Genomic DNA, 25975 nt, shown 5'->3' with positions numbered 1-25975 from the left:
GATTTGACGTAGAGCCATTTAAATTAGCAGATTTATCATAAAATTAAGTTAAATTTTACACAAATCATTGGAAACGCTCTCAAAAATTCGACATCGCTTACATTGTTAGTTATTATTAATATGTAAGATTAAAAGAAACCTTAAGCAACTGATTTGAGGTATTCTTACATAAATCAAATTATAATTAACAAGGGGTTGAAATAAGTTGGCACATTTATCAGATTTAGATATTGCTAATCAATCAGAACTAAAACCTATTGGAGAAATCGCTGAAAAAGCTGGAATCCCAGCAGACGCTTTAGAACAATATGGTCACTATAAAGCTAAGATTGATATCAATCAAATCAAACCAAAAGACAACAAAGGGAAAGTCGTTTTAGTAACTGCAATGAGTCCAACACCAGCAGGTGAAGGTAAATCTACAGTTACTGTTGGATTATCTGATGCGTTCAACGAATTAAAGAAAAATGTAATGGTAGCTTTACGTGAACCAGCATTAGGACCTACATTTGGTATTAAAGGTGGGGCAACTGGTGGAGGTTATGCTCAAGTATTACCAATGGAAGATATTAACTTACACTTCAACGGTGACTTCCACGCAATTACTACTGCAAATAATGCTTTATCTGCATTTATCGATAACCACATCCATCAAGGTAATGAATTAGGCATTGATGTACGTCGTGTTGAATGGAAACGTGTATTAGACATGAACGACCGTGCATTACGTCATGTAAATGTTGGTTTAGGTGGACCTACTAACGGTGTACCTCGTGAAGATGGTTTCAATATTACAGTTGCCTCAGAAGTAATGGCAATCTTATGTTTAGCTCGTAATATTAATGACTTAAAAGAAAAAATTAGCCGTATTACAATTGGTTACACTCGTGATCGTAAACCAGTTACAGTTGCAGACTTAAAAGTTGAAGGCGCATTAGCAATGATTCTTAAAGATGCTATTAAACCTAACTTAGTTCAAACTATTGAAGGTACACCTGCATTAGTTCATGGTGGACCATTCGCTAACATTGCACATGGTTGTAACTCAATTTTAGCTACTGAAACAGCACGTGATCTTGCAGACATCGTTGTAACAGAAGCAGGATTCGGTTCAGACCTTGGTGCTGAAAAATTCATCGACATTAAAGCTAGAGAAGCTGGCTTTGAACCTTCAGCAGTAGTTTTAGTTGCAACAGTTCGTGCCCTTAAAATGCATGGTGGCGTAGCTAAAGATGACTTAAAAGAAGAAAATGTTGAAGCAGTTAAAGCTGGTATTGTTAACTTAGAACGTCATGTTAATAACATCCGTAAATTTGGTGTTGAACCAGTTATCGCATTAAATGCATTTATTCATGATACAGATGCTGAAACTGAAGCAGTAAAAGCTTGGGCTAAAGAAAATAACGTTAGAATCGCTTTAACTGAAGTATGGGAAAAAGGCGGTAAAGGTGGCGTTGAATTAGCTAACCAAGTACTTGAAGTTATTGAACAACCAAATGATTTCAAATTCTTATATGATTTAGATCAATCATTAGAAGAAAAAATTGAAACAATCGTTAAAGAAATCTATGGTGGTTCTTCAGTTACATTTAGTAAAAAAGCTAAAAAACAACTAAAAGAATTTACTGACAATGGTTGGGGTCAATATCCAATCTGTATGGCTAAAACTCAATATTCATTCAGTGATGATGCAACTGCTTTAGGTGCTCCAACTGATTTTGATATTACTATTAGAGAATTAGAGGCTAAAACAGGTGCAGGATTTATTGTTGCATTAACAGGTGCAATCATGACTATGCCTGGATTACCTAAAAAACCAGCTGCATTAAATATGGACGTTACAGAAGACGGCCATGCAGTAGGCTTATTCTAGTAGACTGAAGTACCGACTATCATAATGTATTATTATGTTACATTGAAAACTGCCGACAAAGCGCAAAACTTTGTCGGCAGTTTTTTTGAATTTGTTTTTGAAACAAAATATGAATTTAATTAAATAAGACATTTAATCAATTATGCAGATTGATTATTAGTTAATTGCGGTTTTGTAAGTAAATGGTCATAGATATGATATCGTTTAGCGTGGCGGTATTCCGCTTTATCGATTACACCTTCAACAAGCATTCGTTTTAATACATAGTGTTGACGATTAACACTGATTTTGACTTCTTTATAAGTTTTTAATTCACCATTTTCTTCATAGGGTGTATACATATACGGGCTTTGTAATAAACCAATTAGGTAAGCAGACTGTGCAATATTTAAATCTTCCGGTGGAATACCGAATAAACTATAAGACGCAGACGCAATACCTGTAATATTGTTACCTTCATAATCTCTACCGAAAGGTAGAATATTTAAATATGTATAGATGATTTCATTTTTTGACAATAAATTTTCAAGACGCATTGCTAAAATAAGTTCATTTGCTTTTCGACTATATGTTTTTTTACTTGATAGCACTTGGTTTTTAACTAATTGTTGAGTAATTGTACTACCACCAGTGCTTTGTTCAAGATTAAATACATCTTGTATCATTGCTCGTACGAGTGCTTTTGGAAGGATACCTTTATGTTTATAAAACATAGTATCCTCGGAAGAGGTAAGAGCTTTAATGACATTTGGATTGACGTGTTTAGGACCAACTATTAGAGAGTTCTCAGATTTATCATATTCACTTAAGACATCAGAATTTTCATGATTAATTAAATCGTCACCTGCAAAATGCAAGACTTTCTGTTTTAATTCGCGGTCGCTTATTTTAGACGATTCATGCGTTAAATGATTGAAATAAATAACTGTACCTATAAATCCTATTAAACATATAAATAACCCAACACTAAATAATCCTACAATTGCATGTTTCGTTTTTTTGTAGGACTTTTCAAATGAATTAAACTTAGTATCTCTATTAATGTTGGTTAACATCTCTTTCACCTTAAGCCTCCTGAAATTTAAATATAGTATACCATAATCACTGATTTGACTTTTATATTTTTAATACTTATAATTAATTACAATTCAATATATTTTGGATGAGAGGACAAGTAATATATTTGTGATTTCCAGAGAGTTAGTGGTAGCTGTGAACTAATAGTTGCACTTATATGAATACACCTCGTTATGAATTGTCCAACGTTTATTAATGAACGTATCATTGATAGAGTGAATAGCAATATGCTATTTAAGTATGGTGGTAACGTGCTCAAGCGCCCTTACATTTAACGATGTATGGGTGCTTTTTATTTTTCATAAATAGAGTATGGATCACTAAATATTAAAAATAAAATCTTTGTTTAGGAGGAATATTGATGTCAAACGCTTTAATTGAAGAGTTACAATGGAGAGGTTTAATTTATCAACAAACAGATGAAAGTAGCATTGAAGAATTATTAAATAAGGAACAAATTTCTTTATATTGTGGTGCTGACCCTACTGCTGATAGTCTGCATATTGGTCATTTGCTTCCCTTTATGACTCTAAGACGTTTCCAAGAACATGGTCATCGACCTATCGTTCTAATTGGTGGGGGAACTGGTATGATTGGTGATCCATCCGGAAAATCTGAAGAGCGTATACTACAAACAGAAGACCAAGTAGAGGCTAACGTTGAGGGTATTAGTGCTCAAATGCATAAATTATTTGAATTTGGTACGGATAAAGGTGCCATTTTAGTTAATAACAAAGATTGGTTGAGTCAAATCTCACTAATTAGTTTCCTAAGAGACTATGGTAAACATGTTGGTGTGAACTACATGTTAGGTAAAGATTCTATTCAATCTCGCCTTGAGAATGGTATATCTTACACTGAGTTCACTTATACTATACTTCAAGCTATCGACTTTGGTCATTTAAACCGTGAATTAAATTGTAAATTACAAGTTGGTGGTTCAGATCAATGGGGTAATATCACTAGCGGTATTGAATTAATGCGACGTATGTATGGACAAACTGAAGCATATGGTTTAACAATTCCTTTAGTTACGAAATCAGATGGTAAGAAATTTGGTAAATCAGAATCAGGTGCTGTATGGTTAGACGCTGACAAAACAAGCCCTTATGAATTTTACCAATTTTGGATTAATCAATCAGATGATGATGTCATTAAATTCTTGAAATACTTTACATTTTTAGATAAAGATGAAATTAATCGTCTCGAAGAATCTAAAAATCAAGAACCTCATTTAAGAGAAGCGCAAAAAGCCCTAGCGGAGAATGTTACAGAATTTATTCATGGTAAAGAGGCATTAGATGATGCCATTCGTATCTCTAAGGCTTTGTTTAGCGGCGATTTAAAATCATTATCAGGCAAAGAATTAAAAGAAGGTTTCAAAGATGTTCCTCAAGTTGAATTATCAACTGAAACTTCAAATATTATTGATGTCTTAATTGAAACAGGCATTGCGACGTCTAAACGCCAAGCACGTGAGGATGTTAATAACGGTGCTATTTATATTAATGGGGAAAGACAACAATCAGTAGACTATGAATTAAGCAATGAGGATAAAATAGATGATGAATTTACAATCATTCGTCGTGGTAAGAAAAAATATTTCATGGTTAACTATAAATAATAAGGTTTAATTTTATTGGCAATGTAGCGAAATCTTATAGACTTTGCGCATTGCCCTTTTTATAAAAAATAAATAGAGTACGGGTATAATAAATGTGTTATAAAGATTAAAAAGAAGTGATGAAATGACTAATAATAAAGAAGAAATTTTAATGAGTAGCTTTAGAGATTTGTTTAATAAAATAGGTTGGCTAAATAAAGATAAAATGGAACAAGCACTTAAGGGGTTCAAATCATCTGAAGTTCATTGCGTTGAAGCGATTAAAGAATATCAGAATCCCAATGTACAATATTTAGCGAATAAGCTATTTATGACAAGAGGTGCAATTAGTAAATTAACAAAACGTTTGCAGCAAAAAGGTTTAATTGAAAGTTTTAAAAGTAAAGACAATAAAAAAGAAATATATTTTAAGTTAACTGAACAGGGTGAAAGCGTTTATCAAATTCACTCTGAATTACATGAATCGTTTCAAAATAGAGATCAAAGTGTTTTTGACAGCATGACAGAAGATGAATTTAATAATATGATGACCTTCATTAATAGGTATCATCAACATTTGGATCAACTAATTGAACAAGAGCATCGATCATTATAAGAGATTAAACTTAAAAACTCGCTTACAGATTAAGCGAGTTTATTTGTTGTATATTGTTGACAAGGAAACAAAAAGAGAGTATATTTTGTTGACGTGGAAACAATATATAGGAGGAACGTATGTCAAAATTAAATGATAGTCAAGTATCGAGAGAAATTATGATAGCTGCTTGGGCAATAGCATTAGGGGCTATAGCACCTATGTTGGATTCAACAATGATTAATATAGCAATCAAACAACTTAACAACGCATTTAATACTACTATTGAAATTACTCAGTGGGGTATAACAGGATATGTCCTTGCTTTAGCGCTAGTTATTCCAATAGCAGGATGGCTGGTCAATCAATTTAATGGTAAGTATGTATTTATCGGAGCATCAATTCTATTTGGAATTACATCTGTATTAGCTGGTATTAGTTGGAATGTAGAGAGTTTTATTGTGTTCAGAATTATTCAAGGAATGTCTGCAGGCATAATTACAACGTTAATGTTCACGCTATTGATTAAGACAACGGGTCAAGACCATATTGGGAAAGTGATGGCTGTCGTAAGTACACCTATGATATTCGGGCCTATCATGGGACCAGTCATTGGTGGATTTGTAATTCATATTGTGTCTTGGCGCTGGATGTTCTTTATTAATGTCTTAGTCGTAATCATCGCCATATTATTGCAAATAAAATATTTACCGAACTTTGTCCCTTTTAATAAAAGTAAGTCTATTGACATTTTAGGAATGATATTGCTAGGTCTTATCAGCATATCAACCATATACGGCTTAACAAAAGCAAGTGATTACCATAGTTTTTATAATAGAACTACTATTCTTCTTCTGATTATTGGTTGTATTATGATACTTATGTATTATATTCATAATAAAGTTAAACATGATAATACCATTTTGCCATTATCACTCTTTACTAAGGGAAATTATACAGCATCATTTATAGGCTTATTTCTCTCAAATATAGGTATCATGGGACCTATGGTCATAATTCCGTTATATTTTCAGACATTTAAGCATTACACTCCTATTGAAGCAGCTCTAGCACTTATACCACAGGGAATTGGAATGCTTATTACAAGACCATACTTGGGGAAATTAATCGATCAGTATGGAGCGAAATGGGTGGTTTTAATAAGTGTTATAATCTCGATGTTTGGATCAATACCTTTATTATTTATTACAGATCATACTAGTATAATTGCTCTATCTATTATCTTATTTTTAAGAGGATGTAGTGTTGGAGGCATTAATTTAGGTTTAACTACTGATGCATATATGGGCGTTAAAGAGAGCGTATTAGCTGAAGCGGGTGTGGGAATTAATATGATTGAAAATATTGGTTCAAGTTTTGGAACAGCTTCCATTGCAACAATTCTTTCAGTTGTATTAAATCAATTAGGTAATTCCTTGACACACAATATTATCGCTTATCATGCTGGATTCTTAGTATCAGTCATTACATTAATTTTAATTATTTTTCCAGCTTTATTTCTTACTAATAAGTCAAAGGCGACTATATAAGCATTAATACGGCCAGTAATTGATTTTGAATAATCATGTACTGGCCGTATTTGTGTATTATGTTCTTTTGTTAGAAAAACTATTGTATAAATTGACTGTTTCGACTATTATCTGATTCAGAGTCAGATGATTGAGTAGATGATATATCGGACTGGCTTTTTAGCTTAACATTAACTGTTAGCGTTTTTCCATCACGTAAAACAGTTAGTTTAGCAGTCTCACCAGGCTTCTTATTTTGATACAGATAAGTTCTTAAATCAGTATCTTCTTTTACAGTTTTATCATCTATTTTAGTAATGATATCGCCTGTTTTTAATTCACTTGAGCGACTTACTTTAGCAACATAAATACCATCATCACGATCTGTGTTTAATTCTTTTTTATAAGAATCAGGAATATCACTTAAATTTAGTAAACCAATTACTATAGAAGGGCGTTCAATTTTACCATTTTTAACAAGTTGTTCAATAGTTACTTTAACTTCATTACTTGGAATAGCAAAACCAATACCTTCTACTTGCTCAGCAGCTATCTTCATAGAGTTGATACCAACCAAGTTACCATTAATATCTACTAATGCACCACCAGAGTTACCAGGGTTTATTGCAGCATCAGTTTGCAAGACGTTAACTTTAGTACCACCAGAAGTAGTATTTGACTCAATTGTACGCTCATTTGCTGAAATAATTCCAGAAGTAACTGAATTAGCAAATTCCAAACCTAGAGGATTACCCATAGCGAAAACACTATCTCCAGTTTGTACTTTTGAAGAATTTGCAAATTTAATTGATTTAATACCCTTAGTATTATCTATTTTTAAAACAGCTATATCTGATACAGTATCTTTCCCAATTAACTTCGCTTTAACTTGTTTACCACTATGTAATTGTACTTTAATCTCGGATGCACCACTTATTACATGGGTGTTTGTCACAATGTAAGCAGAATTATTATTAATTTGGTAGATTACACCTGAACCAATACCTGCTTCTTCAGATTCAGATGATGATTTACCTTGTAAAAAATCTTCTAAACCATTAGCTTTTTGCATATTAATGACACCAACTATCGCAGGTGATACATCTTTAATCATTGCATTAACAGATTTATATTTATCACTTTTTCCGTCTAATACATTTCCACCTTTACTATTATTCGCTTCTTGAACTTGGGCACCACCATTATCTATTCCAACTAATCCCATTATTTTACTTGCACCTAAGACGAGTAAAGCACCTATCACACCAGCAATTAATGCAACGATAATTGTTTTAAACCATGGGAATTTAGGTTTTCCAGGTTGAGGTTGCTGATAGTTGTTATAATTTGATTGATTCTCTTGATTAAATTCAGACATTTTTAACCTCCATTTTAATATTAACCCTTTATTTAATTATGAAAGGTTTAATCAAATATTGCCAGTAATCCACTATCAGACTTTAGATGTATCTTTTGATAAGTTGTTCATATATAAGGATAATGATAAAATCAATAAAGTATAGAAATCAATAAGCAGGTGACATAATGTATCAATTTATAAGTAGACTATTAGATTTTATATTAATTAAAATGGCTAAATCATTATATGTTATTGGAAAGGAGAACATTCCTAAAGATAACAAATACGTAGTAACATGTACTCATGAAAGTTATAATGAAGTGATCATGTTAGGTATGGCATTAGTTCCTAATGAAATTCATTACATGGCTAAAAAAGAATTATTTAATAATAGATGGTTTGGTCAATTTTTAACTTCATTGAATGCTTTTCCTGTTGACCGTGAAAATCCAGGACCAAGTACATTGAAAAGACCAGTTAATTTGTTAAAAGAAAATAAAACTGTCGGTATCTTCCCAACGGGACATCGTACATCAGCGGAAGGGGCTCCATTAAAAAGAGGCGCTTCAACTATTGCAATGTTAGGCAAAGCGCCAATTTTACCAGCAGCCTATGTTGGACCTAAAAAATTACATGGTTTAATTACTGGTCAGGCACTTATTAAATTTGGTGAGCCAATTTATCAATCAGATATTCCTAAAGATTTAAAAAGAAATGAAAAAATAGATTATTTAACACATGAAATTGAAAGACGTACAGCACAATTACAAAAAGAACTACACTTAATTCAAGATAGTCTAGAAAAATAAATTATAGTAACTAATTAACAATAAACACTCTATTTAATGACTCTAATAGTTATTTTAATAGGGTGTTTTTGTTTTTAAATATTCACTTAATTAATTTCGGTGAATTTAATATGAGACTTGTTATTTTTTTAAACTTATTTAAATTTATAATTTTACATATATAGGTTTAAGAGCTTTAGCGTGATAGATACCTTTAGGCTTATTATATTTTTAAAATGATTTAAAATTGACACATCAAAAGCGCTTACATTTATGGTAAATTAATAAAGGAACTATATACATATCTTAGTTATATATAAATTATTTGAATAATATGTGTTTTGGGAGTGAGTGAAATGTTTAAGTTTTTTCAAAATTTAGGGAGATCCTTAATGCTACCAGTAGCTGTTTTACCCGCTGGCGCAATAATCGTTGGAATTGGTAATTTGCTTAAAGCATTAAATATATTACCAACAGTGGCATTATTCTTCAGTACGGTAGGGAGTGCAATATTAGGCCAACTAGGGCTTATCTTTGCAATTGGCGTTGCGATTGGTATGGCAAAGAAAAATGATGGTGCAGTCGCATTAGCGGGTGCTTTGGGATATGCACTGGTCGTTAAAGTATTATCTCCTGAGTTCGTAGCACCATTATTTAATATAAAAGAGAGTGCTGTAAACGACGGATTTAGTAAGATGGATAATTCAAATGTGTTTATTGGTATTATAATAGGACTAATTGCAGCATACTGTTATAACAAATTCAGTGATGTTGAATTACCTACAGCATTATCATTCTTTAGTGGTAAGCGATTAGTTCCAATTATGACAGTATTCTATTGTACTTTTTTGATTGTGATTTTATTATTCGCATGGCCATTTATATATTCAGCTATAGTGGCATTTGGTGAATGGTTAGTTGGTTTTGGACCATTCGGTGCATTCCTATACGGCTTCTTTAACCGACTTTTAATTCCTACTGGGCTTCACCATGCATTAAATGCTGTGTTCTGGTTTGATACGGCAGGAATTAACGATATTGGTAAATTCCAAACTGGACAAGATGCAATTAAAGGTATTACTGGTCGATATCAAGCAGGATTCTTCCCAATTATGATGTTCGGTATGCCTGCTGCAGCGTTGGCGATGTATCACACCGCTGAATCTGCACAGAAAAAACAAGTATATGGTTGGTTTATAGCAAGTTCCATTTCTGCATTTATGGTTGGTGTAACTGAACCTATTGAATTTGCATTTATGTTTGTTGCACCGGTATTATTTGTAATCCATGCATTATTAACCGGTTTGTCATTATTTATAGCTGCACTATTTCATTGGACAGCAGGATTCTCATTTAGTGCAGGTTTAATTGATTACGCATTATCACTAATCAATCCAGTGGCTAATCATCCGTTAATGATTTTAGTTCAAGGCATTGTATTCTTTGCTTTATATTACTTTATCTTTAGATTTGTCATTAAAATCTTTAACCTCAACACAATTGGTCGTGGTGACAATTTATTAGCTGATCCAACTTCTAATACGACTGAGAGAGATGGGGCTGAAACTACAAGTAAAAGCAAATATCATCACACAGCAAGTCAAATCTTAGAAGGATTAGGTGGTAGTGAAAATATTACTACATTGACCAATTGTGCTACTAGATTAAGAATGGAATTAAAGGATAATTCTATTATTGACGAACAAAAAATTAGAAATGCAGGAGCGGTTGGCGTAACCAAAAATGGTCAACACTCAGCACAAGTTATAATTGGCACTCATGTACAGCAAGTCGCAGATGAAATTGAAAAGCAAATGTAAAATTTATACTTTCATTTTTTAAAAGTATTAAGACAGACAAAATATGTCTTACTGATTTGATAAGATATAACCATATTGATAAATATGTGTTGTTCAATTAACTGATGAATTTTAGGAGGCTACCTTGAATTCATCAGTTTTTTTATTATAGATTTATTGACATTGAGATATAAGACGTTAAGATTATAAGTATCAGAATATTCAAAAATAATGGAGCGAAAAGTCATGAAATCAATTTTATTTGATGTAGACGGTGTATTCTTAAGTGAGGAACGTTGTTTCGATACGTCAGCTTTAACTATAGAGGCGTTACTTAAAAGTGAACATTTTTTAGGTTTAGATAAAACATTTAAATTAAATACATTAAGTGACGAAACTATAAATAATATTCGCAGTAAAGTATTTAATAATGATATAATTCTTAATCGATTAAAATCAATGGGATTAAATTCAAATTGGGATATGTTATTTGTCGTTTTTTGCATACATTTTATCCAATTAATAAAGCAATTTACCGTTCAAGAAATTAAAGACATTATAGAAGATAATCAATTTTCAGCTAAAAGTATTCAAGGCATTCAGTCATTGATCAATAAAGATTTTAAAATCGATTATGAACTTCCTATGAATTTTATTAATCATAGTCAAGGTGGTAAAAATAATATTTATGCTGAGTTAGAACAATATGCTAAGAAAGAATTAAATGTTAATGATGCGCGTTTGTTTAAACTTAAAGGACCTCTATGGTTTGTTGCTAGAGATTTATACCAAGAATTATACTTGGGTTCTGAATTATTTGAACAAGTTGAAGAAAAGCCTTCTATTCTTGATGGCATTAATGGTTTTATTTATCACGAAACAGTTCTTAGACCTATTGAAGAGATAAAGTCATTACTTAATTCTCTTAAAGAGAGAGGCTATCATCTTGCAATAGCTACAGGTAGACCTAGAACTGAGACATTAGTTCCATTTGAATCTTTAGGTTTAAAAGCGTTCTTTTCAGATAATCACATTGTTACTGCAAGTGATGTTATGGAAGCTGAAAATGAATATCCTGACTTTATACCTCTAGGTAAGCCTAATCCTTTTTGCTACATAGCTACTTTATATGGAAATAATAAGGAGAATTATAAACAATTCATTACTCAACAAGATCAAATTGTAAATAAAGAAGATGTAATCATTGTTGGTGACTCACTGGCTGATTTATTCTGTGCTAAACAAATAGGTGCTACATTTATAGGTACATTAACAGGGTTAAAAGGGCAAGAGGCTCGTAAAGAATTGGAGCATCATGAAGCGGATTATATTGTTGATCATATAGGTTTGATTAAAAATATTTTATTGAAAGGTTAATTCATTATAAATTGATATTAAATCATTAGTATTAATATGCCCCTCAATGATGAAGTGAAATCCATCATAGAGGGGCATTATTATTTCAAGTAGTTATAGTAGTGAATCTTTAAAAAGATTAGTTATTTGACTGAGAGTGTAGTTCCATATATTTTATCGAAACCACCCACATCATATAGTTCATTGATAATATCCTCAGTAACAGGTTGATCAATTGATAATACCATCATCGCTTGGCCTCCTTGTACATTTCTGCCAAGTGACATTGATGCAATATTAATATTATGTCTACCTAGTAGCTGACCAGTTAAACCGACCATACCAGGCTTGTCACCATGATAAGAAACAAGTTGGTAGGCATTAGGTTTAAAGTCAACAGAGTAATCATTAATACGTACAATACGAGCGCCAAAGCCAGCTATGACAGTGGCACCAATTTTTACTTCTTCCGTATCACTAACTAAATGAACTTGAATATAATTACTAAAAGTACCTTGTGATGCTCTTTTTTCAACGTTACGTGTTACACCTTGTTCATTTAAAAGTGCAAAAGCATTAATGATATTAACACGATCTCCTAAATCCTGTTGCAAAATTTGTTTTACAATTGAGCGTGTAATTAAGTCAGTTTCCTGTTTAGCGACATCACCATTAAAAGTCACCTTGATTTCTCTCGGTGCACCTTCAATTAATTGAATGGCTAATTCACCAGATAACTCACCTATTTCAATCCATTGTTGTGTTATTTCATCTATATCATTGAAACTAATTTTTGGCGCATTGACTGCGTGTGTTACATTACCGTTTTCTAGTATATCTATAATTTCTTCTGACACTGATACTGCAACTTTCTCTTGAGCCTCAATAGTTGATGCACCTAAGTGTGGCGTAACAATGATTTTTTCATGCTCTATTAATGGTGAATCGGTAGGGGGTTCATTTTCAAATACGTCTAATGCAGCACGTGCAATCTGATTATTATCTAGTGCATTTAATAAATCATCTTCATTGATAATACCGCCTCTTGCGACGTTAATAATTTGCAATGTTGGTTTTGCTTTTGAAAAGAAATCAGCATTTACAATACCTTTTGTTTTAGGTGTTAATGGCGTATGAACTGTTACAAAATCAGCTTGTCTAGCTATTTCATCTATAGTAGCAAGTTTAACGCCTAATTGTTGTGCTTTATCTTCCGTAAGATAAGGGTCATAAGCTAACACTTTCATACCGAAACTTTGAAGTCGTTGTGCTACACCAATACCTATTCGTCCTGCACCTATGACACCTAATGTTTTTTGATAAAGTTCGACACCCTTAAACGCTTTTCTATTCCATTCCTTATTTTTTAAAGATGCATGCGCTTGAGGAATATTTCTAGCCATCGCTAAAATCATAGCTACTGAATGTTCAGTTGCAGAAATAGTATTACCATCAGGTGCATTAATAACTAAAATACCTTGGAGAGTAGCAGCGTCAATATCAATATTGTCAACGCCAACACCAGCACGTGCGATAACTTTCAATTTATTAGCCTTTTCAATGACTTGTTGAGTCACTTGCGTCTGACTACGAACAATTAAACCCTCGTAATTACCTATAATATCTAATAATGATTGTTCATCCAAATCAGTTTTAATATCGACGTTAAAATCAGAATGGTTTAATAAACTTTGTAATCCATCTGTTGAAATAGGGTCTGACACTAGAATATTATGCTTCACTATGAATCACCTCTGAAAATTTTGTTAAGCCTTTACCAATATAATTCGTTTGACGGTAATCTGTAAGTATAATCTCTAAAGCACTTATCACTGAGAGTATATCGAAAGGTGAGACTTTACCCATATGTCCGATACGTAAAATTTTTCCTTTCAATTTACCTTGACCACCAGCGATTGTAATATTAAATCTTGTTTTTAAAGTTGATTTAATATGAGTTAATTCATCTTTGGATGTTGGTATGAACGATGTTACCGTTGGGGAAGCGAAATCATCTTCTACTAGCAGTTCCAAATCTAATGCATTTAAAGCTGATCTTAGACCGTCTCTAATAATATAGTGACGTTTAATGGTATTTTCAAACCCTTCAGAATGAATTAATTCGGCATAAGCGTTTACAGCTCTAAATAACCCGACATTTGGTGTAAAAGGAGTAGAATCTTGTTGAAGTGAGTCAAAGTATTTATTTAAATTTAAGTAAAAGCGTGGTGTACTCACTTCTTTGAAACGATTCAAAGCACGATCATTATAAGCAACGAATGCTAGTCCGGGTGGCAACATAATTGCTTTTTGACTTCCAGAAACTAACACATCTATGTAGTCACGCTCTAAATTAACATCTACAGCACCAATACAACTCACACCGTCTACAACAAAGTAGATATCTTGATCGAATGTTTTCAGTGCTTTACCAAGTTCACCTACAGGATGTAAGACAGCTGTTGACGTTTCGCAGAATTGAGTGAATACAGCACTGATTTGATGATTTAAATTGTCAAGATATGTTATGAATTCTTTAACATCAATGGGTTGACCCCATTCCACATTATATATATGTACATTTTCATAGTATGTCTCAGCAATTTGTTTAAAACGATTGCCAAAGGCACCTGACACTATAACGACAAAATGATCATCAGGATTAACTATATTTAACATACTTGCTTCTAAGACACTAGTGCCACTTGATGTTAAAATCATAACTTCATTTTCTGTACCAAAAATGGGTTTTAAATTGTTAAATGCTTTTTTAGCTATAGATTCAAAATCTGGTGAACGGTGACCAACCATAGGTAAACCTAAAGCATGATTGATTTCCTTTGGAACTGGAGTAGGTCCTGGTGTTAATAAAAGTGGTTCATAATAATTCATTAAATTTCCTCCCACGGTATAAGATTTAATCATTTTACCAAATATTCTGATAATTTAAAAGAGCAATCACCATGTTTATATGAGATTCATGGTGAAACTAGCGCAATTTTAACAATTATTGAATTGACGCTTGAATTTTAATTTCTACATTATTACGTATAGAATTCGAAATCATACAATTATTATCAGCTATTTCTAATAATTTAGGAAGTCGTTTCTCAAGATTTGCTTTGTCTTCCGCAGTCACTGAAATTTTAGGATAATGTGTTATTGTAGCCATTTTAAACTTACCATTCTCGAATAGGGCAGTACCCACTGAATCATTTATCAGATTGATGTCGGTAAATTTTGCTCTTTCTAATGTTGCTGCCAATGAGATGATATAACAAGACGATGCTGCTGATACTAATAATTCATCAGGATTTGTACCTACTCCATTACCACCAAGCGGTGCAGGTATAGAAATTTGTTCAGAAATAATGTTTCCATTAACAGTTCCAACTTCTTCTCTTCCACCACGCCATTTTGTTTGTACTTTAAAATCATGCTTAACCATTTATGTTTAACCTCCACTTATAATATGGTAATTTAAGTGTAGTTTAAAGTGTGACATAATTAAAGAAAGGTGACTTTTTATGAAAATTAATAAACCTAATCAAGCATTTCAAATAGTTGCTCATCGTGGTTTATCTAATCAATTTCCAGAAAATACTCTTGTTGGTTTTAAGGCGGCTTTAATGCAACATATTGATATGTTAGAAATAGATGTACATTTCAGCAAAGACAATCATTTAGTTGTTATACATGATGACACTATTAATCGAACTTCGAATGGTGAAGGAAAAGTAAAAGACTATACACTTGAAGAATTGTTAACATTTGATTTTGGAGTAAAACATGATAAATCTTTTCGAAATACTAAGATTTCAACATTTGAAGAGGTGTTATCCTTAATTAAAAATTTTTCAAAAAAGTTACTTATTGAGATTAAAGTTCCACATCAATATCCCGGAATAGAAGAAGCTGTATTAAAGGCTTTAGAAATATATAAAGTTCCTAAACATAAGGCAATCATTCAATCTTTTGATGAAGATTGTGTGAAACGTTTAAACTCATTGGATAGTGAGTATCAATTAGGGTTGCTTATTAGTAGAAAGAAATATTGGTATAAATCTCCAAATTTTGAAGAAATATCTGATTATGCAAATTTTATTAATCCTAATTACAAATTAGTTAATTCTAAATTTATAAAAAATGCACATAGTAAATCATTGAAGGTTATTCCATATACTGTGAATAAACGGAAAGATGTTAAAAAACTTATAAACCTTGGCGTAGATGGCATTATTTCTGATTTACCAGAGGATATCTTTAGAATATAAAATCATTTTGATCATTTATGATATAAAAAAACCACCCATTCCATAAGGAAGGGTGGTTGTTCATTATCATGAACTTATCTTGAGTAGTACTCAACGATTAATTGTTCATTAATTTCAGCTGGTAATTCGCTACGTTCAGGGAAGCGTACGAAAGTACCTTTTAAGCTATCTGCATCAAAGTCTAAGTATTCTGGTACGAAATTATTAATTTCAACAGATTCTTTGATGATGTCTAAGTTTTGTGATTTTTCACGTACAGTGATAACTTGACCAGGTTTTAATGAATATGATGGAATATCAACACGACGACCATCAACTTCAACGTGACCGTGACCAACTAATTGACGTGCTTGACGACGAGTACGAGCTAAACCTAATGAATAAACAACTGCGTCTAAACGACTAGCTAGTAAAATCATGAAGTTTTCACCATGTACACCGTGTTGTTTACCAGCGATGTCAAATGTGTTACGGAATTGTCTTTCAGTCATTCCATATAAATAACGTAATTTTTGTTTTTCACGTAATTGTAAACCATATTCTGATAATTTTTTACGTTGGTTTGGACCATGTTGTCCTGGTGCGTAAGGACGTTTTTCTAATTCTTTACCAGTACCACTTAATGAGATACCTAAACGACGAGATTTTTTCCAGTTTGAACCTCTGAATCGAGCCATATTAAGACTCCTCCTTTTTCTTTTTTGTTGTTATGAATAAACAAAAAAGAGTGTTGCATGCCCAATAGGATATGTTGTTTTATGTGTCTTCACCTTATAGCGTCAGTTACGCGACACGTCCTCATCGGGAACAACATAGAGCTTATTGATATGCAACTGCTATTTTCGTTAATTCACACAAAGTTCATTGTAACAGTATTTTACAAAGTGTCAATACTTTTTATTTATTTAGTTAGCTGTTTTTCAAGAACTTTGACAATAACTTCTAAACCTTCCTTATCTTCATTGGTAAATCGATCTGTGATAGGTGCATCAATATCTAGAACCCCAATTATTTCATCATTGACATGAATTGGAATTACTATTTCTGATTTACTGTTTGCATCGCAAGCAATGTGTCCTGGGAACGCGTGTACATCTTTAACTAACTGTGTTTTATCTTCTGCAACTGCAGTACCACAGACACCTTTGCCAATTGCAATATGAACGCAAGCTGGATGACCTTGAAAGGGTCCAAGAATTAGTTCTTCATTTTCAATTAGATAAAAACCAACCCAATTAATTTGATCTAAATTATCATTTAATATAGCTGATGTATTGCTTAGAATTGCGATAAGGTTCTGTTCGTCTTCGATTAAACTTTGAAGCTGTTTCGTTAATAAATTATAATTTGTTTCTTTTATTAATGGCATATGCTTACCTCATTTTGTTATTTTTAATAAAAGTATAAATGGAAAAATTTATTCTATCAATTCATTCATTTACTATTTTAATGAAAGCGGTATTTGCGTTATAATAATGATAATATAGGAGGAGAATGAGATGGTTTTATACACAATATTAGCAATAATTATCATTGTTTTAATCATTGTAGGAATCATGTTTTATTTACGTTCTAACAAACGAAAAATTGTTGAAGAAGCTGAAGAACGTAAGTTGAAAGTTCAAAGATTACCTTTTGAAGAAAATTTAAAACAACTTTCTGAATTAAATTTAAAAGGTGAAACTAGAACAAAATATGATGCCTTTAAGAGAGACACCTTAGACTATACAAATAACTATTTAGCACCCGTAGAGGAAAAAATCCACGATGCTGAAATTCAACTTGATAAGTTTCAATTTTCTGGAGCTCAAAGTGACATTGACGATGCACATGAATTAATGGATAAATACGAAGCTGGGTATCAACAACAAGTTGAAGATGTTAATGAAATTGTTTCTTTACATAAGGAAAATGAACAAGTTTATGAAAAGTGCAAGACTAATTATCGAGAAATGAAGCGTGATGTGTTAGCTAACAGACATCAGTTTGGCGATGCAGCTTCACCACTTGAAAAAAGAATTGAATCATTTGAGCCAGAACTTGTACAGTATGAAGAACTTAAAGAAGAAGGAAATTACGTTCAAGCACACAACCACATTATGGGTCTAAATGAATCTATGAATGAAGTCCAAAAGTATATGGATGAAATTCCAGAATTAATTAGAGAAGCCCAAAAAGAACTACCTGGACAATTTCAAGATTTGAAATATGGTTGTCGTGACTTAAAGATGAACGGTTATGATCTAGATCACGTTAAAATCGATGGTACGCTACAAAGCTTAAAGACAGAGTTGAATTTTGTAGAACCTATGATCAGTCGTCTTGAGTTAGATAATGCAAACGATAAACTTGAACAAATTAATGATAAGCTTGATGAAATGTATGATTTGATTGAGCATGAAGTTAAAGCTAAAAATGAAGTGGAAGAAACTAAAGAACAAATTACTGATGAATTGTTCAAAGCACGTGAGATGAATTACACATTACGTACAGAAATTGACTATATTCGTGAGAATTATTTCATTAATGAAAGTGATGTTCATAGCATTAGACAACATGAGAACGAAATTCAAAATTTAGTAGCAGTTTATGATGAAATTCTTAAAGAAATGGCTAAATCTGCTGTACGTTATAGCGAAGTTAAAGACAACTTAGAATATTTAGACGATCACGTTAAAGTAATTAATGAGAATCAAGAAAAATTACAAAATCATCTTATTCAATTGAGAGAAGATGAAGCTGAGGCAGAAGATAATCTTTTAAGAATTCAATCTAAAAAAGAAGAAGTTTATCGCCGACTTTTAGCTTCAAATTTAACAAGTGTACCTGAAAGATTCATTATTATGAAAAATGAAATTGACCATGAAGTTCGTGAAACGAATGATCAATTTAGTGAACGTCCAATTCACGTTAAACAACTTAAAGATAAAGTTGCCAAAATTGTTATTCAAATGAATACTTTTGAAGATGAAGCAAATGATGTATTGGTAAATGCCGTATACGCAGAACGTTTAATTCAATATGGTAACCGTTATCGTAAAGATCATAATAATGTAGATAAGAGTTTAAACGAAGCAGAACGCTTGTTTAAAAATAATCGTTACAAACGATCAATTGAAATTTCAGAACAAGCACTTGAAAGTGTAGAACCTGGAATTACTAAATATATTGAAGATGAGGTAGCCAAAGGTTAATTTCGCTTGTCTTATTGACAATAAAAATTTATAACTTTGGTAACTAACAAGTGTTAGGTTAAAGCAAATAAATAGTAGTCTATTTTGAGGTGGGACAATGAATTCATAATGAATTCTGTCCCATCTTTTTTGATTTGTTTAAAGTTATAATAAGTTATTGAATTCAAGAGGAGTTATTTAAATTCAGAACGCTTAATAAATAATGCTAAATAAGTTTTCAACTCAAAATCATTTAATTTGAGTCCGACGCCTTTTATTTTTATTTAAAAATAGTATAATGCTTTAGTATCTATTTTTGAATAATATGTCTATAAAAGATAAATTTACTAAGGGTAAATAAATAATTTAATAGAGAATGAAAGAGAGTGTTTTAAGTGATCTATTTTGATAATGCAGCCACTACAAAGCCTCATAAAGATGTACTCGATTCATTTAATAAAGTAAATGAAACTGTTTATTTCAATCCAAATAGTCCTCATAAGTGGGGGTTGCAAGCGGAGAAGGTGCTTCTACAAGCAAAGGAGCGTATATCTTCAATGCTATCTATAGGACAAAATACAGATGTTATTTTCACAAGTGGTGCCACTGAATCGAATAATATAGCTTTAAAAGGTATTGCTTATCGTAAAAAGCAATTTGCAAATGAAATTATTACTTCCGTTTTAGAACATCCATCTGTCTTAGAAGTTATGAGATATTTAGAAGAAGATGGGTTTGTATTAAAATATGTTGATGTTAATGCGGATGGCCGTGTTGATATTGAACATTTAGCTTCATTGATGAATGATAAGGTCGGCCTTGTTTCTTGTATGTATGTGAATAATATTATGGGACAAATTCAACCTATTGATGAAATAGTGAACATATTAAAAGAATATCCTAAAGTACATTTACACGTTGATGCAGTTCAAGCTTTGGGAAAGATAACAATGAACCTTGAAGGTGTTAATAGTGTAAGCTTTAGTGGCCATAAATTTAATGGACTTAAAGGACAAGGTCTCCTATTAATTGACAATAAAGATAAATTAGAGCCTATTGTTCATGGCGGAGGACAAGAATACGGCGTAAGAAGTGGAACAGTGAACTTGCCGATGAATGTGTCACTAGTGAAAGCAATAACTTTAGCAATGGATAATTTAAATGAACGTAATCAACGATTAAGTGATTACAACCATGAATTACGTGAATTTTTAAAAGAGTTTAGAGGTGTATATATCAATTCTCCTATGGATTGTGCTCCGCAAATATTAAATATTGCGTTTCCAGGTGTGAAAGGTGAGGTCTTAGTTAATGCATTTTCTAAAATGGATATCATGGTTTCAACTACAAGCGCTTGCTCATCTAAAAGAGGGAAACTAAATGAAGTTTTAATGTCAATGGGACTTCCTGATAATAAAATTGAAGGAAGTATTAGATTATCCTTAGGAGATATGACTACTCAAGAAGATATTGATCAATTTAAAGTGAAATTTGGAACAATATACAAAGAAATTAAGGAGTTGTTAAAGTAAATGGAGTTTGATCATTTATTAGTTAGATATGGTGAACTGACTTTAAAAGGAACAAATCGGAAAAAGTTTGTAAATGCTTTGAAAGATAACGTCATTAAGTCTTTACAAACTATAGAAGGAACGCATGTTAAAGGTAAGAGAGATAGAATGTATATCTCATTAACTGAAGAAGCGGATGCACAAGAGGTAATCAATCGCTTAACTAAAATATTTGGTATTAAATCTATTAGTCCTGTTCATAAAACATCTCAAGAATTAGATGAAATAAAAAAATTATGTGTTGATTTAGCTCAAGATTTTAAACCGGGAGAGACATTCAAAATTGATGTTAAACGTGTAGATAAGTCATTTCCAATGGACACATATGCTTTACAACGTGAACTTGGAGGTGCGATTTTACAAGCAACTGAAGATATATCGGTTGATGTGAAACAACCGGATTATAACGTAAGAGTTGAAGTAAGAATGGATGGTGTGTACGTATTCACTCAAATTTATGAAGGTGCTGGTGGTTTACCGGTTGGCACTGGCGGTAAAACACTCTTAATGTTGTCAGGAGGCATAGACTCTCCAGTAGCTGGAATGGAAATTATGAAACGTGGTGTTTATATAGAAGCGATTCATTTCCATAGTCCACCCTTTACTAGTGAAAAAGCTAAAGATAAAGTGATTGAACTTACACGTATCCTCTCTGAAAGAGTGGGACCAATAAAATTGCATATAGTGCCATTTACAGAATTACAAAAACAAATAAATAAAGTAGTTCATCCTAGATACACAATGACATCAACACGTCGCATGATGTTACGTGTAGCGGATATTGTATTAGAAAAAGTTGGGGCTAATGCGATTGTTAACGGTGAAAATTTAGGACAAGTGGCAAGTCAAACATTAAAGAGTATGTATGCAACTAATGATGTGACTTCTACTCCGATTTTAAGACCACTTGTTTCGCTTGATAAGGAAGATATTGTCAAGAAAGCACGAGAGATTGGTACATTTGATGTTTCGATTCAACCTTATGAAGACTGTTGTACTATTTTCACTCCTAAAAATCCTGTAACTGAACCAGATTACGATAAAGTAATTAAATATGAAAGTGTATTTAACTTCGATGAAATGGTTCAACGTGCAGCAGATAATATTGAAACATTAACGATTAACAAAGATTATAAGAGCGAAAAAGACCAAAACACTGATGCATTAATTGATGAGTTATTCTAAAATAGAGTAATCAAGTATTAAAAACAAAGGGGATATGCATCATGGAGATAACACTAAATATTATATTGATTATTATAGCATTTGGATTTTTAGCTGCTTTTATCGATGCAGTAGTAGGTGGTGGGGGCCTAATTTCAACACCAGCTCTATTAGCTATAGGAATGCCACCTTCATTGGCGCTTGGTACTAACAAGTTAGCCAGTTCATTTGGATCGCTTACAAGTGCAATTAAGTTTATACGTTCAGGCAAAGTAGATTTAAATATTGTACTTAAGTTATTTCCATTTGTGTTTATATTTGCAGCAGGCGGTGCTAGTTTAGCTACTATGTTGCCTGCACAAGTTTTAAAGCCTTTAATTATCATTATATTGAGCCTTGTACTGATATATACAATTATGAAAAAAGATTGGGGAAATGTGCGCACATTTTCTAAGCTAACAATTGGTAAAGCTATCATTTTTGTATCTTTAATGTTTATAATTGGCTTTTATGATGGTTTCTTAGGTGGAGGCACTGGCTCTTTTATGTTATTTGTTTTGCTTATGTTTGGATTTGATTTTTTAAGTGCAGCAGGTAATGCGAAAGTCTTAAATTTTGCTTCTAATTTAGGTGCATTAGTTCTGTTTATTATCTTAGGTCAGGTTGATTTTGTGTATGGCTTAATTATGGCTGTAAGTATGATAATTGGTTCATATGTAGGTGCACAATTTGCCATAAGCAAAGGTGTTGGTTATGTAAAGATACTTTTTATCATCGTTACAGCAGTTCTAATTTTGAAAAACACATATGACTACATTTTACAACTGCTTCAACATTAGATATGATTCAGTTTTAAATGATTGATTTAAGTTTTACGACTGTCGTATGATAACAATATAATGATAAATATTATAGGAGGTCATTTCATCATGACACAAATTACTTTTAAAAATAATCCAATTCATTTAGCTGGTTCTGAAGTATCAGAAGGGCAACATGCTCCTGACTTTAAAGTATTAGATAACGATTTAAATGAAGTTAGTTTAGAAAATTATAAAGGTCAAAAGAAATTAATCAGCGTTGTACCTTCTATTGATACAGGTGTGTGTGACCAACAAACTCGTAAATTTAATGAAGAAGCGGCGCAAGAAGACGGTGTTGTTTTAACTATTTCTGCAGATTTACCATTTGCTCAAAAAAGATGGTGTGCATCAAATGGTTTAGATAACGTTATTACTTTAAGTGACCATAAAGACTTATCATTTGGTCAACAATATGGTGTCGTTATGGAAGAGTTAAGATTATTAGCTCGTTCTGTTTTTGTATTAGATAGCAATGACAAAGTTGTATATAAAGAATTAGTTAGTGAAGGTACTGATTTCCCTAACTTTGATGCTGCATTAGAAGCATATCGCAACATTTAATATCAATTTTTAGATGATAGATATAACGTAAAAGTGTCCATATTTATTTCAGAAATGCTACTTTAAATTAGCGTTGATTATTTTTAAGAAATAAACCGAATGGACACTTTTTTAATGGAGAGGATTAAGTTTATGAGTGAAGAACAAACAATCATGGAAAAGCTTTTCAAAACATTAGATGAAAAAGCTAAAGCTTTAAATGAACAAAACGGTCAAAGTTTTATTGAGAATTTAGGATTAGCAATGGAAGATGTTTATAGTAATAAACGTGAATTATTAGAACAAGCCACATTACAAGATCGTAGAAAAGCATTTCAGTTCGCTTATTTAAGTTTAATGCAAGAAGAAACAATTCAAGCCAATCACCAAATAACACCCGATTCTATAGGTTTAATTCTCGGATTTTTAGTTCAAAAATTTACTGAAAAAAACGAAGAATTACATGTTGTAGATATCGCTAGTGGTGCAGGCCATTTAAGCGCATCTGTTAATGAAGTGCTTAAGGATACTACAATAATGCATCATCTTATTGAAGTTGATCCGGTACTTTCAAGAGTTAGTGTACATTTAGCAAATTTCTTGGAGATACCGTTTGATGTTTATCCTCAGGATGCAATTATGCCGTTACCTTTAGAAGAAGCGGATATTGTTATTGGCGATTTACCGATAGGATATTATCCTCTAGATGAACGAAGTCATGAAATGCAATTAGGTTTTAAAGAAGGGCATAGCTATTCTCACTATTTACTAATTGAACAAGCAATTACTGCCTTGAAACAATCTGGTTTCGCATTTTTAGTAGTTCCAAGTAATATTTTTGAAGATGACAATGTAAAACAGTTGGAAAATTTCATTGCTACAGAAACAGAAATGCAAGCATTTCTAAATTTACCTAAGACGTTATTTAAGAACGAAAATGCGCGTAAATCAATATTGATTTTACAAAAGAAAAAATCGAATGAGACTAAGCCAGTTGAAGTGTTATTAGCAAATATTCCTGATTTTAAAAATCCTAATCAATTCCAAGGATTTATTGGTGAATTAAATACTTGGATGAAAGACAATCATCCTCAAAAATAAACTGTGATATTCTTGAATTATGGCTGTATTAATGGTTAAATAAATATGGATATTAATTAATAAATTGGAGGACAATAATATATGTCTAGTTTAGTTTTAGCGATTAACGCTGGTAGTTCTTCTTTAAAATTCCAACTAATAAGAATGCCTGAAGAAACTCTAGTAACAAAAGGTTTAATCGAACGTATCGGTATTAAAGATTCAATCTTCACAATTGAAGTGAATGGTGAAAAAATTAAAGATGTTAAAGATATCAAGGATCATGAAGAAGCAATTAACATCATGTTAGACAGTTTCAAACAACATGGCATCATTGATGACATTAATGATATTGCTGGTACAGGACATCGTGTCGTGCACGGTGGTGAGTTATTCCCAACGTCTGCATTAGTTACAGATAAAGTGGAAGAACAAATTGAGTCATTAAGTGAATTAGCACCATTGCATAACCCTGCTAACTTAATGGGTATTCGTGCATTCAGAAAATTATTACCAAACATTCCTCATGTAGCAGTGTTTGATACTTCATTCCACCAATCAATGCCAGAACAATCTTATTTATATAGCTTACCTTACCAATACTATAAAGATTATGGTATTCGCAAATATGGTTTCCATGGTACAAGTCACAAATATGTATCACAACGTGCTGCTGAAATCATGAATAAACCAATTGAAGAGTTACGCATTATCTCTTGTCATATTGGTAATGGTGCATCAATTGCTGCCATCGATGGTGGTGAATCAATCGATACATCAATGGGATTCACTCCATTAGCAGGTGTTACAATGGGTACACGTTCAGGTAATATCGACCCTGCATTAATTCCTTTCATTATGCAAAAGACTGGTCAAAACGCCGAAGAAGTTCTTAATGTATTAAACAAAGAATCAGGTCTACTTGGTATTTCAGGTACATCAAGTGACTTACGTGACCTTGAAAGTGATGCAGAAGAAGGTAAAGAACGTGCACAATTAGCACTAGACGTATTTGCTTCAAGAATTCATAAATATATTGGTTCTTATGCTACAAGAATGCATGGCGTGGATGTCATTGTATTTACAGCTGGTGTAGGAGAAAACTCTTCAACAGTACGTGCTAAAGTATTAGAAGGCTTAGAATTCATGGGCATCTATTGGGATCCTAAGAAAAATGAAGCAATCCGTGGTGAAGAAGGATTTATCAATTACCCACACTCACCAGTTAAAGTTATTGTTATTCCAACAAATGAAGAAGTTATGATTGCCAGAGATACAGTTAAATTTGGCGAATTATAATTTATTAATACTGGCAACATGCATTGTACTT

General features: G+C 32.2%; 22 protein-coding genes. 15 read left to right on the top strand and 7 right to left on the bottom strand.

Features of this window, described 5'->3' with window-relative positions:
- The first annotated feature begins 205 nt into the window (after window positions 1-205).
- On the top strand, window positions 206-1873 hold the full coding sequence (locus F1592_RS12920; RefSeq protein WP_037536874.1) for a formate--tetrahydrofolate ligase: 1668 nt from the start codon (window positions 206-208) through the stop codon (window positions 1871-1873).
- Between the two features lie 140 nt (window positions 1874-2013).
- Here the strand turns inward: F1592_RS12920 and F1592_RS12915 are convergent, their stop codons facing one another.
- A complete protein-coding gene (locus tag F1592_RS12915; RefSeq protein ID WP_053016831.1) occupies window positions 2014-2928 on the bottom strand; it encodes a biosynthetic peptidoglycan transglycosylase in 915 nt (304 codons plus the stop codon).
- 383 nt (window positions 2929-3311) lie between these two features.
- Between F1592_RS12915 and tyrS the strand changes: the two genes are divergently transcribed.
- From tyrS to F1592_RS12900, 3 genes are all read left to right on the top strand, one after another.
- Window positions 3312-4574, top strand: a complete 1263-nt coding sequence (tyrS, locus tag F1592_RS12910; protein ID WP_011275493.1) for a tyrosine--tRNA ligase — start codon at window positions 3312-3314, stop codon at window positions 4572-4574.
- Between the two features lie 124 nt (window positions 4575-4698).
- Complete coding sequence (locus F1592_RS12905) at window positions 4699-5169, top strand: MarR family transcriptional regulator (RefSeq protein WP_053016751.1); 471 nt, start codon at window positions 4699-4701, stop codon at window positions 5167-5169.
- 119 nt (window positions 5170-5288) lie between these two features.
- Window positions 5289-6698: a DHA2 family efflux MFS transporter permease subunit gene (locus F1592_RS12900; protein WP_053016750.1), complete on the top strand. Its 1410-nt coding sequence runs from the start codon at window positions 5289-5291 to the stop codon at window positions 6696-6698.
- Window positions 6699-6777: 79 nt separating this feature from the next.
- Here F1592_RS12900 and F1592_RS12895 read toward each other — a convergent pair whose 3' ends face one another.
- Window positions 6778-8055: a S1C family serine protease gene (locus F1592_RS12895; RefSeq protein ID WP_149809702.1), complete on the bottom strand. Its 1278-nt coding sequence runs from the start codon at window positions 8053-8055 to the stop codon at window positions 6778-6780.
- Between the two features lie 167 nt (window positions 8056-8222).
- Here F1592_RS12895 and F1592_RS12890 point away from each other — a divergent pair, with 167 nt between their 5' ends.
- The 3 genes from F1592_RS12890 (at window position 8223) to F1592_RS12880 (ending at window position 12001) form a co-directional block, all read left to right on the top strand.
- On the top strand, window positions 8223-8846 hold the full coding sequence (locus F1592_RS12890) for a lysophospholipid acyltransferase family protein (protein ID WP_053016748.1): 624 nt from the start codon (window positions 8223-8225) through the stop codon (window positions 8844-8846).
- Between the two features lie 335 nt (window positions 8847-9181).
- Window positions 9182-10645 carry an N-acetylglucosamine-specific PTS transporter subunit IIBC gene (nagE, locus tag F1592_RS12885; protein WP_053016747.1) on the top strand — a complete coding sequence of 488 codons (1464 nt, stop codon included), beginning with the start codon at window positions 9182-9184 and terminating at the stop codon, window positions 10643-10645.
- Between the two features lie 225 nt (window positions 10646-10870).
- Window positions 10871-12001: an HAD family hydrolase gene (locus F1592_RS12880; RefSeq protein WP_053016746.1), complete on the top strand. Its 1131-nt coding sequence runs from the start codon at window positions 10871-10873 to the stop codon at window positions 11999-12001.
- Window positions 12002-12123: 122 nt separating this feature from the next.
- Here the strand turns inward: F1592_RS12880 and serA are convergent, their stop codons facing one another.
- The 3 genes from serA to F1592_RS12865 form a co-directional block, all read right to left on the bottom strand.
- Complete coding sequence (serA, locus tag F1592_RS12875; protein WP_053016745.1) at window positions 12124-13722, bottom strand: phosphoglycerate dehydrogenase; 1599 nt, start codon at window positions 13720-13722, stop codon at window positions 12124-12126.
- Window positions 13712-14872, bottom strand: coding sequence for a pyridoxal-phosphate-dependent aminotransferase family protein (locus tag F1592_RS12870; protein ID WP_053016744.1), 1161 nt, complete (start codon window positions 14870-14872; stop codon window positions 13712-13714). The genes serA and F1592_RS12870 overlap by 11 nt, the downstream gene beginning before the upstream one ends.
- Before the next feature lie 115 nt (window positions 14873-14987).
- Window positions 14988-15428: an OsmC family protein gene (locus tag F1592_RS12865; RefSeq protein WP_053016743.1), complete on the bottom strand. Its 441-nt coding sequence runs from the start codon at window positions 15426-15428 to the stop codon at window positions 14988-14990.
- A gap of 79 nt (window positions 15429-15507) precedes the next feature.
- On the opposite strand from F1592_RS12865, the gene F1592_RS12860 reads away from it, so the two are divergent.
- Entirely contained in the window at window positions 15508-16254 is a 747-nt protein-coding gene (locus tag F1592_RS12860; protein ID WP_053016742.1) for a glycerophosphodiester phosphodiesterase, read from the top strand.
- 74 nt (window positions 16255-16328) lie between these two features.
- Here the strand turns inward: F1592_RS12860 and rpsD are convergent, their stop codons facing one another.
- Together rpsD and F1592_RS12845 are read right to left on the bottom strand one after the other, a co-directional pair.
- Window positions 16329-16931, bottom strand: coding sequence for a 30S ribosomal protein S4 (gene rpsD, locus F1592_RS12855; protein ID WP_011275505.1), 603 nt, complete (start codon window positions 16929-16931; stop codon window positions 16329-16331).
- A gap of 224 nt (window positions 16932-17155) precedes the next feature.
- The gene (locus F1592_RS12845; protein WP_037536849.1) at window positions 17156-17623 is read right to left on the bottom strand and encodes a GAF domain-containing protein; all 468 of its coding nucleotides are present in this window, start codon (window positions 17621-17623) and stop codon (window positions 17156-17158) included.
- A 130-nt stretch (window positions 17624-17753) separates the two neighbouring features.
- Between F1592_RS12845 and ezrA the strand changes: the two genes are divergently transcribed.
- The 7 genes from ezrA (at window position 17754) to F1592_RS12810 (ending at window position 25944) form a co-directional block, all read left to right on the top strand.
- Window positions 17754-19448, top strand: a complete 1695-nt coding sequence (gene ezrA / locus F1592_RS12840) for a septation ring formation regulator EzrA (RefSeq protein ID WP_037551046.1) — start codon at window positions 17754-17756, stop codon at window positions 19446-19448.
- 374 nt (window positions 19449-19822) lie between these two features.
- Entirely contained in the window at window positions 19823-20959 is a 1137-nt protein-coding gene (locus F1592_RS12835; RefSeq protein ID WP_053016741.1) for a cysteine desulfurase family protein, read from the top strand.
- A complete protein-coding gene (thiI, locus tag F1592_RS12830; RefSeq protein ID WP_149809703.1) occupies window positions 20960-22183 on the top strand; it encodes a tRNA uracil 4-sulfurtransferase ThiI in 1224 nt (407 codons plus the stop codon).
- Window positions 22184-22224: 41 nt separating this feature from the next.
- Window positions 22225-23001 (top strand): sulfite exporter TauE/SafE family protein, encoded by a 777-nt coding sequence (locus tag F1592_RS12825; protein ID WP_037536843.1) that lies wholly within the window; start codon window positions 22225-22227, stop codon window positions 22999-23001.
- Between the two features lie 90 nt (window positions 23002-23091).
- Window positions 23092-23586, top strand: a complete 495-nt coding sequence (gene tpx, locus F1592_RS12820; RefSeq protein ID WP_011275511.1) for a thiol peroxidase — start codon at window positions 23092-23094, stop codon at window positions 23584-23586.
- Between the two features lie 132 nt (window positions 23587-23718).
- The gene (locus F1592_RS12815) at window positions 23719-24666 is read left to right on the top strand and encodes a class I SAM-dependent methyltransferase (RefSeq protein WP_070580903.1); all 948 of its coding nucleotides are present in this window, start codon (window positions 23719-23721) and stop codon (window positions 24664-24666) included.
- An 81-nt stretch (window positions 24667-24747) separates the two neighbouring features.
- A complete protein-coding gene (locus F1592_RS12810; protein WP_053016739.1) occupies window positions 24748-25944 on the top strand; it encodes an acetate kinase in 1197 nt (398 codons plus the stop codon).
- The last annotated feature ends 31 nt before the right edge of the window (window positions 25945-25975 follow it).

Source organism: Staphylococcus sp. GDX7P312P (genome assembly GCF_008385775.1).
In the GTDB taxonomy this organism is placed as follows: domain Bacteria; phylum Bacillota; class Bacilli; order Staphylococcales; family Staphylococcaceae; genus Staphylococcus; species Staphylococcus haemolyticus.
This window is presented reverse-complemented; position numbering and strand designations above follow the sequence as displayed.